Here is a 13,420-nt window from a genome sequence, read left to right as displayed (position 1 = left end):
TATCTGTCTTTGCATGTGCTCATGGCGCGTGCGTTTTCAAGGTCTATCCATCTGTGACGCAAGGTAAAAATGCGATTGCATATCGTCCATGCACTGGGCGTGTGGCTCAACAAAAAAGGGCGTGCCAGATGACACGCCCTTTCACGGTTCGATTATAGTCAGATTAACCCGCGTCGGTGTATTTGACTTCTTTGGTGTCAGCCCCCGGCGCAGATTTTGTGCGGCGCACGATCAAGCGATTGACCGCGTTGACATACGCCTTGGCTGAGGCAAACACAGTATCAGTGTGCGAGCTTTGGCCCGTGGCAATGCGCCCGTCTTCTTCCAAGCGCACTGAGACAGTCGCTTGCGCATCGGTGCCTTCGGTCACAGCGCTCACTTGGTAAATCTGCAAACGCGCCTTGGTCGGGTAAAGCGTTTTGATGGCTTTGAATGTCGCATCCACAGGGCCGTCGCCTTCGGCTGTGCAATGCTGTTCTTCGCCATCGATTTCCAAAATAATGTCAGCGGTTTGTGGCGCTTCCGAACCACAGATTACCCGCAGTTTCTTGATCTTGATGAATTCGTTTTGACCCTCAGATCCAGTGTCTTGCATCAAAGCGACGACGTCGTCATCAAGCACTTCTTTTTTGCGATCTGCCAGTTCTTTGAAGCGCACGAACACGTCCTTCAACTGGTTGTCGCCCAGCTCGTAACCCAACTCTTCGAGTTTTGCGCGCAACGCAGCACGACCCGAATGTTTGCCCAAAGGCAAAGATGTGCCAGACAGGCCCACATCGGCAGGGCGCATGATTTCAAAGGTTTCGGCGTTCTTCAGCATACCGTCTTGGTGGATGCCAGATTCATGCGCGAAGGCATTTTTGCCAACGATGGCTTTGTTTGGTTGGACCACAAAACCAGACACCTGCGATACACGGCGCGAGATGTTCATGATCTTTGTGGTGTCGATTTTTGTCGCGTAAGGCATAATGTCATTGCGCACTTTCAGCGCCATCACGACCTCTTCCAGCGCGGTGTTGCCCGCGCGTTCACCCAAGCCGTTGATCGTACATTCGATTTGACGTGCGCCAGCCTCAACTGCGGCCAAAGAGTTGGCCGTCGCCATCCCCAGATCGTTGTGGCAATGGGTGGCAAAGATAATATCGTCAGCGCCAGGCACCCGTTCCAACAGCATCTTGATGATGTCAGAGCTTTCGCGCGGAATGGTATAGCCAACAGTGTCGGGGATGTTGATCGTTGTGGCACCTGCTTTGATAGCAATTTCGACCACACGGCACAGGTAATCATGTTCTGTACGGATCGCATCCATCGGTGACCACTGCACATTGTCACACAAATTGCGCGCGTGGGTGACAGTGTCGTGGATCTTATCCGCCATCTCATCCATGTTGAGCGCCGTGATGTCGCGGTGCAAAGGCGAGGTGCCAATAAAGGTGTGAATGCGTGGGCGTGCGGCATGTTTCACCGCTTCCATGCAGCGATCAATATCGCCGATGCTGGCGCGCGCCAGACCACAGATCACGGAATTTTTAGAGTTCTTAGCAATCTCCGAAACCGCGTCAAAATCGCCTTGCGAGGCAATCGGAAAACCCGCTTCGATAATATCGACGCCCATTTCGTCAAGCAAGCTGGCAATTTCCAGTTTCTCGTTATGGCTCATGGTGGCGCCGGGGGATTGTTCGCCATCGCGCAGGGTCGTGTCGAAAATCAATACTTGGTTCTTGTCAGATACAGATGTCATGTGAAGTCTCTCGATGTTCTTAGCTATTCTGTTTTGGGTGTGTTCGATTTGGCGCGCTGTTCACTTCTGAGCGGTCGCGCCAAAGGCACGCTCAGAAGCAGCTAAGAAGAAGTAGGTCGTGACGAAGCGCTGCGCTGTCGCGCAGGGACTGGGTTGAAATATGAGTCTGGTTCGTCATGGGGCGACTATAATCACAGGGCGGGTAAAGAAAACCCCAAAATGAGAATTATTTCTTTGGCGATTATGCCATTTTATTGCGCTGGTGCCTCTTTACTCCGCTGGTGCTTCTGTTGGCGTCTCTACCTGTGTTGTTGGGGCCTGTGTCGTTGGGGCCTCTGGTTCAGCAGTTGTAATCAACGCGCCGTCTGCCCATTCGCCCGAAGCGATTTCGCCCGAAGCATAGGTGATCGTGCCGCTGCCTTGGCGTTTGCCGCCCGCAAACAGACCAACGTAAACATCACCATTGGCATAAGTTGCCGTGCCGTGCCCATTGATTTCGCCATCTTTCCATTCGCCCACGTAAGTGTAGCCTGTCGTCATGGTCAGCGTGCCTGTGCCTTCACGTTTGCCGCCCAGAAAATCGCCGTCATAGGTCGTGCCATCCGCGTATGTGGCCATGCCTTTGCCTGAACGTTCGCCATTGTTCCAATCGCCGTCATAAACGAACCCATCGGTGTAGGTCATTTTGCCTTTGCCGTGGTTTTGGGCGTTTTTGAACATGCCTTCATAGATCAACCCATTGGCGTATTCTGCGCGCCCCATGCCTTCAATCACGCCATATTGCCATGCGCCGTCATAGGTCGTGCCGCCAGGGTAAGTGATTTTGCCCATGCCATGCGCCAAATCGTCTAAGAAATCGCCAACATAGACTGAGCCATCAGGGTAAGTGACTTGGCCTTTGCCCTCGATGCGGCCTTGGACCCATGCGCCAGTGTAAACATAGCCATCGGTGCCCGTGAATGTGCCTGTGCCGTGGCGTTTATCATCGTCAAAATCGCCAACATACAGATCACCATTGGCATAGGTGACTTGCCCTTCGCCTTGGCGTTTTCCATCCACAAGCATACCAGTGTAAACATCGCCGTTGGGTTGGTTGATGGTGCCGACCCCGTTGCATTGGCCTGCCACCCATTGGCAATCCAGTTTCAAGCCATCAGGCAGGGTTAAAACGCCCAAACCATGCCGTACATCAAGAGACAAGTTGCCGACGTAAACAGCGCCTTCGGGGTAAGTGATCGTACCTTTCCCTTCTTTGACGCCATTGACCCATGCGCCCTCATAGACATAGCCGGTGGGGCTTTCCATACGGCCTTGGCCGTGGTGGTTGTTGTTCAAGAAACCGCCTTCATAAGTGATGCCGCTGGCGTAATGGGCCACGCCCGATCCGGTGATCACGCCGTTTTCCCAATCGCCCTCAAAGGTGCCGCCATCTGCATAGGTGATCTTGCCGAACCCATGCTGTTTGCCCTTCTCAAAGGCGCCCTCATAGACCGCGCCGTCAGGATAACGCGCCACGCCTTGGCCCTTGATTTCGCCCATGACCCAATCGCCCGTGTATTCGAATCCATTGGGCAAACGGTAGGTGCCCGTGCCATGTTGTTGACCGTCTTGGAACGTGCCCTCATACAATCCGCCTTCGTCATATTGGCGTGTTTGCACTTTACCGTCTTGCGCAAGGGTGACAGAGGGGAGGACCAGAGCGGTCGCGAGGCTGAGCATGGCAAGGCTGCGTTTGATATTGGTCACTTTGGTCTTCCCGTTGCGGTCTGTGGCAGGTGCGTCCAAATCGAACGCGTTTGTCGAACTTACGGCCCAAGGGCGGGCCAAGTGTTGCCGCTAACCTAGGCAGTCTGGCGGCTGTGAGCAAATGTTTTTGGCGTCATCGGCTTTCCCTTGCCGCTCAGTCTGCTAAACCTGTCTCAAAGTGTAAGAGGCCTGTGAAATGACCGATAAATTCCGCCTGACGTTGGCACAATTGAACCCGTCGCTTGGTGCGATTGACGCCAACGCTGACGCCGCGTGCGCGGCTTACGCGCAGGCCAAATCTGCAAACGCTGATATGATCGCCTTTACGGAAATGTTTATCACCGGTTACCAAACTCAAGATTTGGTGATGAAGCCCGCTTTCACCAGCCACGCCATGCGTGCGATTGAAGCACTGGCCCCTTTGACCGCTGATGGACCTGCGATGGGCATCGGCGGGCCTTATGCTTATGGCGACAAGCTGTACAACGGTTATTGGATTTTGTCTGAGGGCAAAGTGCAAACTGTCGTGCTGAAACATCACCGCCCCAACGAGACCGTGTTTGATGAAGTGCGCCTGTATGAAAGCGGTGATGTGCATGGGCCGTACCGTGTTGGTCCGATCCGCATCGGCACACCGATTTGCGAAGATGCTTGGCATGCAGATGTGTCCGAAGCTTTGGCCGAAACAGGCGCAGAAATCCTGTTGGTGCCCAATGGCTCGCCTTACTACCGCAATAAATTTGATCGTCGTTTGGGCCATATGGTGGCCCGTGTAACCGAAAACGATCTGCCGCTGATTTATCTCAATATGGTCGGTGGGCAGGACGATCAAGTCTTTGATGGCGGCTCTTTTGTGCTCAACCGTCACGGCAAAATCGCGCATCAACTGCCTGTGTTCGACGAAGCCTTGCGCCACGTCGATTTTGTGCAAACGGATGGGGCTTGGGTGGCCGAGCAAGGTGAGATCACAACACATCCTGATGAATGGGAACAAGACTACCGCACCATGGTTGAATCCCTTCGGGATTACATGGGGAAAACCGGTTTCAAAAAGGTTCTGTTGGGGCTGTCTGGCGGGATCGATTCCGCGATCGTCGCCACGATTGCTGTTGATGCGCTTGGCGCTGACAACGTGCGCTGTGTGATGTTGCCTTCTGAATATACATCGCAAAGCTCGCTGGATGACGCCAAAGACATCGCCAATCGCTTGGGCTGTCACTATGATTTTGTGCCGATCAAAGCGGGGCGTGATGCAATCACCGACACGCTTGCGCCGCTATTTGAAGGGCGCGAGGCCGACACCACCGAAGAAAACGTGCAATCGCGCTTGCGTGGGCTTTTGTTGATGGCCTTGTCCAATAAATTTGGCGAAATGCTGCTGACGACGGGCAATAAATCCGAAGTCGCCGTGGGCTATTGTACGATTTATGGCGATATGAACGGCGGGTATAACCCGATCAAAGACCTGTACAAAACACGCGTGTTCGAACAGTGCCGCTGGCGCAATGCCAATCACCGGCCTTGGATGGCTGGTCCTGCGGGCGAGGTCATTCCGGTGTCGATCATCGACAAACCCCCCTCAGCCGAGCTGCGCCCAGATCAGCGCGATGACGATAGCTTGCCGCCCTATGAAGTGCTGGATGCGATTCTTGAAGGCTTGGTGGATCACGAACTCAGCGTTGCCGAGATCGAAGCACAAGGCTACGCCCGCGATGTGGTGAAGCGGGTCGAACACCTTCTTTATATTTCTGAATATAAACGGTTCCAATCAGCCCCAGGTACGCGTCTGACGCCGCGCGCATTTTGGCTGGATCGTCGGTATCCGATTGCCAATCGCTGGCGGGATCAGGGCTAAATCACTGGATAAAAGATCGTCGGCGCCGCCAAGTGGACTTGCGCCGATTTGTACTCTTGAACACGCCCAACTCATGCCGTATCACCACGCTCTTTACGGTATTAGGTAGAGCGCGCGTCTATGGAACTCACTGTCGGAATCGATTTCGGAACCTCCAACTCGGCTGTGGGTTTGGCCGTGAATGGTCAGCCTTGGTTGGTGGACATTGAAGAGGGCGCGAAAACCTTGCCCACGGCTGTATTTTTTGACGCGCGGGGCAATATGCGTCTTGGTTCTGCTGCCAACCGCGCGCTGATCGCGGGCGATGAGGGGCGCTATATGCGTGCGCTCAAATCGGTTTTGGGCACGCCTTTGCTGCGCGAAACACGGATGATCGGCCCCAAACGGCAAAGCCTTTTAAATGTGATCACGCAATTTCTGACCGAGCTGCGCAAGCGTACAGAAGATCATGTGCGCCAGCCTGTGACAGGTGTTGTCTCAGGGCGCCCTGTGCGGTTTCATTCTAGCAATGATGCGGCCAACGCGCAGGCTTTGGTCGATTTAACAGAGGCTTACCAGCGGGCTGGTTTTAAGCATATCGATTTCCTGCCCGAACCCGAAGCCGCCGCTTTGGCCGCACAAGATTTGGCCGCAGGCGAGATCGGTTTGGTCGTGGACATCGGTGGCGGGACATCGGATTTTACCGTGTTTCGCAAAGCCGACGGCAAGGCTGATATTTTGGCGTCCTACGGTGTGCGTTTGGGTGGCACCCATTTGGATCGCGCCTTATCGCTGGATCATGTGATGCCGCTGTTCGGCGCTGGCACCAAGGTGCGCCGTGCTTTGGCTGACGGGCTTTTGCCTGTGCCTGCCACGCTATTTAATGATTTGGCGACATGGCAAAAAATCCCGTTTCTTTACACCAAAGATACCGAACGTTTGGTCAAAGACTTGCAACGTCATGCGGTTGAGCCCGATAAATTGGCACGTCTCTATGAGGTGATCGAGGCCGAGCTGGGCCATGATGTCGCCTTTGCAGTTGAAGCGGGCAAAATCGCAGTTAACACCGACGGGCAGGGCGTGATTGAGCTTGGATTGGTTGAAAAAGGACTGAGTGCCCAGTTGGATGAGACGGGGATGAGCGCATCATTGGAACGCTACAAGGCCGAGTTGACGGAGGCCGCTGCCGAGACTCTAAAGCTGGCGGGCGTGTCCCCCGATGCTATCGGCGCGGTGGTTTATGTCGGCGGCACCAGCTTGATGTCCATCGTGCCAGACGCCATCAAAGCGGTGGTGCCAGACGCACGGTCGATCAAGTCCGAAGCCTTCACTGCCGTGGTTGATGGTTTGGCGATTGCGGCAGGGCAAAGGTCGATTGCCGCCTAAGGGGTTAGTGGTCCCACCATTTGTCGATTTTGGCGATATCTTCATCTGACCAGCCAAAATGATGCGCCAATTCATGCACTGTGACATGGGCGACCATTTGTTGGATCGTCACATCGCCGCGCAGGCACCATTCGTCCAAAATAGGCCTGCGAAACAGCCAAATGGTGTCAGGCGCTGTGGCTTGATCCATTGTGGACTTTTCCGTCATTGGGATGCCCGTATAAAGCCCTGTCAGCGCAAAGGGGTCGTCTAAGCCGATTTCAGCCATCAAATCCTCAGGGATGAAATCCATCACTGTGACGCCAACGGAACTTGCCAAAACTTTGAACGCAGGCGGCAGTTCAGAAATCGTGGCGCGGGCGATTTGTTCGAACATCGCAAGATCAGGGGCAGTGGCGTTCAAAAGTGTATCGGACATGGGGGGCTCCAGATAGGGCAGGTTTTGCACTCACATCTGAGGCAAGCACGCGCACAGATATGGACTCTTTGTGCGCAATATGAAAGAGCAAGCACAACAGGAGATCACCATGACCGTCACACGTTTTGCACCAAGCCCCACAGGCTATATTCACGTCGGCAACCTTCGCACGGCGCTTTTCAACTACCTGATCACGCGTAAAGCGGGTGGGCAATTTATTTTGCGCATCGACGACACCGATCCTGTGCGCTCAAAGCAAGAATACATCGATGCGTTGAAAGAGGACCTGACATGGCTTGGCCTCACATGGGATCGCACAGAAAGCCAATCTGCACGGCTTGATCGCTACACGGCGGCGATGGAAGAGCTGAAAGCCGCGGGGCGTTTGTACGAGTGTTTCGAGACGCCAGTTGAGCTTGATCTGAAACGTAAAAAGCAACTGAACATGGGCAAGCCGCCGGTCTATGATCGGGCTGGTCTGAACCTGACTGACGCTGAAAAAGATGCCTTGCGCGCTGAGCGCGGCGATGGTCACTGGCGTTTCAAGCTTGATCTTGAACGTGTTGAATGGACTGACGGCATCTTGGGCGATATTTCTATCGATTGTGGCTCTGTGTCTGATCCTGTGTTGGTTAAAGCCGACGGGCAGTTTTTGTACACGCCCGCGTCCGTGTGTGACGACATTGATTACGGCGTGACATATGTTGTGCGCGGGTCTGATCACGTGACAAACACCGCGACTCAAATTCAAATCATCAAGGCCTTGGGCGGCGCCGTGCCAAATTTTGCGCACCATTCTTTGTTGACCGGCCCGCAAGGCGAAGCACTGTCGAAACGTTTGGGCACGCTGTCGTTGCGTGATTTGCGCGCACAAGGGATCGAGCCAATGGCGCTGATGTCTTTGATGGCCCGCACTGGATCATCGCAACCTGTTGAGGTGCGGTCCAAAATGGAAGACCTCATTGAGGGCTTTGATATTTCGACCTTTGGCTCAGCGCCGACGAAATTCGACGAACAAGACCTGTTCCCGCTGACTGCACAAGTCAACTTGGCGCGTCCTTTTGCGGATGTGGCAGATGAAATCGCAGCCTTGGGCGTGCCTGCTGACAAGGCCGAGTTGTTTTGGAATGTCGTGCGCGAAAACATCACGGTTAAGGCCGATATGGCGGGCTGGTGGGATCTGTTCCGCGATGGTGCCACGCCGCTGGTGGCGGATGAAGACAAAGAGTTTGTCGCCCAAGCCTTCGCTATGATGCCCGCTTTGCCTTATACTGGCGAGACGTGGAAAGAGTGGACCACAGCCGTGAAAGAGGCGACGGGACGCAAAGGCAAAGGCCTGTTTATGCCGCTGCGCAAGGCAGTCACCGGTTTGGAGCGCGGACCCGATATGTCCAACGTGATGCCGTTGTTGCAAAAAGCGCCTGCTCTGTAATCACAAAGCACATTGAGTGTTTGAAAACCCGCCACGCTGATGCGTTTGGCGGGTTTATTTCTGCGTGGATTGCTTTTTCGCACAGCCCCTCTTGCTGGAATCGATCAGCTGGCCTAATGATCAAGCAACATCTTCGTTGGGAGAACGGGGCGCATCGTATGTGTACCTGTGCCGAAGGAGCAACCGCCCCGGTAAACTCTCAGGCAAACGGACCTTCGAAGATCATAAAACTCTGGAGAGAGGCGTGGATGCGCCCGCCGAAGGGATAACGATCTCAGGCGCTAAGGACAGAGGGGGCATCAGACAAAGGATGGCTTTGTCGTGATGCCGGTATGTGTTCCGGTTTTGATATTCAGCGTGTGATGCGCTTGGAAAGGATAAAATGACGGATCAAAAACGTACCGCCCTTTATGATTTTCACGTGGAAAATGGCGCCAAAATGGTGCCTTTCGCCGGTTATGCCATGCCCGTTCAATACCCACTTGGGGTGATGAAAGAACACCTGCACACGCGCAACTCTGCTGGATTGTTCGACGTGTCGCACATGGGGCAGGTCGCGCTGACATCCTCGCAGGGTCTTGAGGCGGCCATGCTGGCGCTTGAAGCCTTGGTGCCTGTCTCTGTCGTCGGCCTCAAAGCAGATCGTCAACGCTATGGTATTTTCACCAATGATGACGGCGGTATTTTGGATGACCTGATGATTGCCAACACGGGCGATCATTTGTTTTTGGTCGTCAATGCTGCCTGTAAAGCCCAAGACATTGCCCATTTGCGTGCCAATTTACCGGATCATGTCACTGTCACGGAAATCACCGATCGTGCCTTGCTTGCCCTGCAAGGCCCCAAAGCTGAAGCCGCCCTTGCGCGGATTGTGCCGCATGTCACATCCATGCGATTTATGGACAGCCACCGTGTCAGTGTGGATGGCGCCCAATGGTGGATTTCGCGCTCTGGTTACACAGGCGAAGACGGGTTTGAAATTTCGATTCCTGCTGAGATTTCTGAAAATGTCGCCTCTCAATTGGTCGCAATGGACGAAGTCGAACTGATTGGCCTTGGCGCGCGCGACAGCCTGCGCTTAGAGGCTGGGCTGTGCCTCTATGGCCATGACATCGATGCCAGCACATCGCCCGTTGAGGGCAATATCGCTTGGGCGATCCAAGGCATCCGGCGCAAGGGCGGCGCGCGTGCTGGTGGTTTTCCTGGTGCGGCACGTATTTTGGCTGAATTAGAAAAAGGTGCAGACAAGCTGCGGGTTGGATTGTTGCCGCAAGGTCGTGCGCCGATGCGCGAAGGCACGCCATTGTTTGCCACCGCTGAGAGCACCGATCAAATTGGCGCCGTCACCTCGGGCGGTTTTGGCCCCTCAGTCGCGGGGCCCATTGCCATGGGCTATCTGCCCATTGACTTTGCCGCCGATGGCGTCGAAATTTTCGCCGAGCTGCGTGGCAAGCGCCTGCCTGTGACAGTCGCGCCTATGCCGTTTCGTCCATCCACTTACAAACGCTAAAATATCCAAGGATAAGATCTATGAAATTCACCGAAGAACACGAATGGCTGCGCGTCGAAGACGATCTTGTTGTGGTCGGCATCACCGAACACGCCGCCGCCCAACTTGGCGATGTTGTTTTTATCGAACTGCCGGAAGAAGGCATCACCGTGACCAAGGACGAAGAGGTCTGTGTGATCGAAAGCGTGAAGGCAGCCTCCGATATTTTGGCACCGCTTGATGGCGAAATCGTAGAAGTGAACTCGGCTTTGGTCGATGATCCGTCGAAAGTGAATGAGGACGCCATTGGCGATGCTTGGTTTTTCAAAATGAAAATCGATGATCTATCCGTGCTCGACGATTTCATGGACGAAGCTGAATACAAAGCCTTGGTTGGCTAACTTTAAAGGGCCTTGGCGCTGCCTTGGCCCTCATGCGCGCCCATCATCTGTGGCGCCTTTTCCCTGATCGTTCAAAAGGATCTTTTCGTGGCCTACACTCCGTCTACATACAATCCATACGACTTTGCCAACCGCCGTCATATTGGCCCTTCGCCTGATGAAATGCGCGAAATGTTGGATGTGATTGGGGCCTCTTCTTTGGATAGTTTGATCGATCAAACCGTGCCTATGAACATCCGTCAGCTTGAGCCTCTTTCTTGGGGGCCGATGACAGAACACGAAGTTTTGGGCGCGATGCGCAAAGTCGCGGGCAAGAACAAGATCATGACCTCTTTGATCGGGCAGGGGTATTACGCCACCGCGACCCCGCCCGCGATCCAACGCAATATCTTGGAAAATCCCGCGTGGTACACGGCCTATACGCCCTACCAGCCCGAAATCGCCCAAGGTCGTTTGGAAGCGCTGTTGAACTTTCAAACCATGGTGTCGGATATGACGGGCTTGCCCGTTGCCAACGCGTCACTGCTGGACGAGGCCACCGCCTGCGCCGAGGCGATGACTATGGCGCAGCGCGTGTCAAAATCCAAAGCCAAGGGCTTTTTCATCGATGAAAACTGCCACCCGCAAAACATCGAAGTGATGAAAACCCGTGCCGCGCCTTTGGACATTGATGTGATCATCGGCGACCCCAAAGACATCGATCCAAGCAAGGTTTTCGGCGCGATCTATCAATACCCTGGGACCAATGGTGATCTGCGCGACTTCAGCACTGATATTGCCGCGCTGCATGCGGTCAAAGCTGTGGCGATTTTGGCGACAGACCTTATGGCATTGACGATGCTCAAAGATCCTGGTGCGATGGATGCTGATATCGCTGTCGGTTCCGCGCAGCGGTTTGGCGTGCCCATCGGGTTTGGCGGACCTCATGCTGCGTTTATGTCGTGCAAAGACGCGATGAAACGCGCCATGCCGGGGCGTATTGTTGGCGTGTCGATTGATGCCAATGGCGGGCGGGCATATCGTTTGGCTTTGCAAACCCGCGAGCAACATATCCGCCGCGAAAAAGCCACTTCGAATGTCTGTACCGCGCAAGCGCTGCTTGCGGTTATGGCCTCGTTCTATGCGGTCTTCCACGGCCCCCAAGGGCTGCGCGCCATTGGTGAGCAGATCCACTTTAACGCCGTGCGTTTGGCAGAAGGGCTGAAATCTTCCGGCTTTAAAATTGCACCTGAGAATTTCTATGACACCTTCACCGTTGATGTGGGTGCGATGCAGGGGGTGATCTTGCGCTCTGCTGTGGCCGAAGGCATCAATCTGCGCGCCATTGGGAAAAATCGCATTGGTATTTCTGTCGATGAAATGGTGGACGTTGAGGTCATCGAAAAGGTTTGGCGTGCCTTTGGCCATGACGCTGAAGCTGGCAGCGAACCTACGGCATTGGGCTTTGACGAGACCCTTGTGCGTGACACGGACTATCTGACCCATCCAATCTTTGGCATGAACCGTGCCGAGGGCGAAATGATGCGCTATATGCGTCGTTTGGCAGATCGCGATTTGGCGCTGGACCGCACAATGATCCCGCTTGGGTCGTGTACGATGAAGCTGAACGCCGCGGTTGAAATGATGCCCGTGACATGGCCTGAGTTTAATACGATCCATCCTTTTGCGCCTGTGGATCAATCCATCGGCTATCAGGAAATGATCGACGATCTGTCCGCGAAGCTGTGCGAGATCACCGGCTATGACGCGATGTCGATGCAGCCCAATTCTGGTGCACAGGGCGAATATGCGGGGCTTTTGGCCATCGCCGCCTATCATCGTGCAAACGGGCAAGGCGCGCGTGACATCTGCTTGATCCCTATGTCCGCGCATGGCACCAATCCGGCTTCGGCGCAGATGTGTGGCATGAAGGTTGTCGTGGTGAATTCTGCCGAGAATGGCGATATCGATATCGACGATTTCCGCGCCAAAGCCGAAGCGGCTGGTGATCGCCTGTCCGCTTGTATGATCACCTATCCGTCAACCCATGGCGTGTTTGAGGAAACCGTCAAAGAGGTCTGCGCCATCACCCATGAATTTGGCGGGCAGGTCTATCTGGACGGTGCGAATTTGAACGCCATGGTTGGCTTGGCAAAACCGGGTGAGATCGGATCAGATGTCAGCCATCTGAACTTGCATAAAACCTTTTGTATCCCCCATGGCGGTGGTGGTCCGGGCATGGGACCGATCGGGGTGAAAAAACACCTTGAACGGTTCTTGCCGGGACATCCTGAAACCGGTGGCGAAACAGGCCCTGTGTCTGCGGCCCCTTATGGCTCTGCATCTATTCTGCCGATTTCATGGGCCTATTGTATGTTGATGGGCGGGCAAGGTCTGACGCAGGCCACAAAGGTTGCGATCTTGAATGCAAATTACATCGCGGCCCGTTTGAATGACGCTTTTCCTGTGCTGTACCGTGGCAGGCAGGGGCGGGTGGCGCATGAATGTATTATCGATCCGCGTGCCTTTGATGAAAGTGTGCATGTGACTGTGGAAGACATAGCCAAGCGTTTGATGGACAGTGGCTTCCATGCTCCGACAATGTCTTGGCCTGTCGGTGGCACTTTGATGATCGAGCCGACTGAATCGGAAACCAAAGCCGAGTTGGACCGCTTTATCGAGGCGATGTTGTCGATCCGTACCGAGATCGCTCAGATCGAAAGTGGCCAACTGCCGCAAGACAACAATCCGCTCAAACTCGCGCCGCATACGGTCAATGATTTGGTTGCGGATTGGGATCGGCCTTACAGCCGCGAACAAGGTTGCTTCCCCCCTGGATCTTTCCGCGTTGATAAATATTGGCCGCCTGTCGGACGTGTTGACAACGCGCACGGGGATCGCAATTTGATCTGTCAATGTCCACCGCTTGAAAACTATGTTGAAGCACTTGACTAAAACACATAGGCCCTGATCCATAGATCGGGGCCTTGATTG

The 13,420-nt window shown here is 54.4% G+C and carries 9 protein-coding genes and 1 riboswitch; of the genes, 6 read left to right on the top strand and 3 right to left on the bottom strand.

Annotated features, from left to right (window positions below):
* Positions 1-163: 163 nt before the first annotated feature.
* Positions 164-1,741: a 2-isopropylmalate synthase gene (locus KO503_RS10695; RefSeq protein ID WP_215991548.1), complete on the bottom strand. Its 1,578-nt coding sequence runs from the start codon at positions 1,739-1,741 to the stop codon at positions 164-166.
* Between the two features lie 270 nt (positions 1,742-2,011).
* Positions 2,012-3,460: a 2-isopropylmalate synthase gene (locus KO503_RS10690; protein ID WP_215991728.1), complete on the bottom strand. Its 1,449-nt coding sequence runs from the start codon at positions 3,458-3,460 to the stop codon at positions 2,012-2,014.
* A gap of 223 nt (positions 3,461-3,683) precedes the next feature.
* On the opposite strand from KO503_RS10690, the gene KO503_RS10685 reads away from it, so the two are divergent.
* The gene (locus KO503_RS10685) at positions 3,684-5,342 is read left to right on the top strand and encodes an NAD+ synthase (RefSeq protein ID WP_215991547.1); all 1,659 of its coding nucleotides are present in this window, start codon (positions 3,684-3,686) and stop codon (positions 5,340-5,342) included.
* 120 nt (positions 5,343-5,462) lie between these two features.
* Positions 5,463-6,707, top strand: coding sequence for an Hsp70 family protein (locus KO503_RS10680; RefSeq protein ID WP_215991546.1), 1,245 nt, complete (start codon positions 5,463-5,465; stop codon positions 6,705-6,707).
* A 4-nt stretch (positions 6,708-6,711) separates the two neighbouring features.
* Here KO503_RS10680 and KO503_RS10675 read toward each other — a convergent pair whose 3' ends face one another.
* Positions 6,712-7,125, bottom strand: coding sequence for a metallopeptidase family protein (locus KO503_RS10675; protein ID WP_215991545.1), 414 nt, complete (start codon positions 7,123-7,125; stop codon positions 6,712-6,714).
* Positions 7,126-7,234: 109 nt separating this feature from the next.
* On the opposite strand from KO503_RS10675, the gene gltX reads away from it, so the two are divergent.
* From gltX to gcvP, 4 genes are all read left to right on the top strand, one after another.
* Positions 7,235-8,557, top strand: a complete 1,323-nt coding sequence (gene gltX, locus KO503_RS10670; RefSeq protein ID WP_215991544.1) for a glutamate--tRNA ligase — start codon at positions 7,235-7,237, stop codon at positions 8,555-8,557.
* A 127-nt stretch (positions 8,558-8,684) separates the two neighbouring features.
* A riboswitch (glycine riboswitch) is annotated at positions 8,685-8,782 on the top strand.
* Positions 8,783-8,939: 157 nt separating this feature from the next.
* The gene (gcvT, locus tag KO503_RS10665) at positions 8,940-10,067 is read left to right on the top strand and encodes a glycine cleavage system aminomethyltransferase GcvT (protein WP_215991543.1); all 1,128 of its coding nucleotides are present in this window, start codon (positions 8,940-8,942) and stop codon (positions 10,065-10,067) included.
* A gap of 20 nt (positions 10,068-10,087) precedes the next feature.
* Positions 10,088-10,447, top strand: a complete 360-nt coding sequence (gcvH, locus tag KO503_RS10660; RefSeq protein WP_215991542.1) for a glycine cleavage system protein GcvH — start codon at positions 10,088-10,090, stop codon at positions 10,445-10,447.
* A gap of 87 nt (positions 10,448-10,534) precedes the next feature.
* On the top strand, positions 10,535-13,381 hold the full coding sequence (gene gcvP / locus KO503_RS10655; protein ID WP_215991541.1) for an aminomethyl-transferring glycine dehydrogenase: 2,847 nt from the start codon (positions 10,535-10,537) through the stop codon (positions 13,379-13,381).
* Positions 13,382-13,420: the final 39 nt, after the last annotated feature.

The organism is Pacificibacter marinus (assembly GCF_018860505.1).
GTDB classification, from domain to species: Bacteria; Pseudomonadota; Alphaproteobacteria; order Rhodobacterales; family Rhodobacteraceae; genus Celeribacter; species Celeribacter marinus_B.
This window is presented reverse-complemented; position numbering and strand designations above follow the sequence as displayed.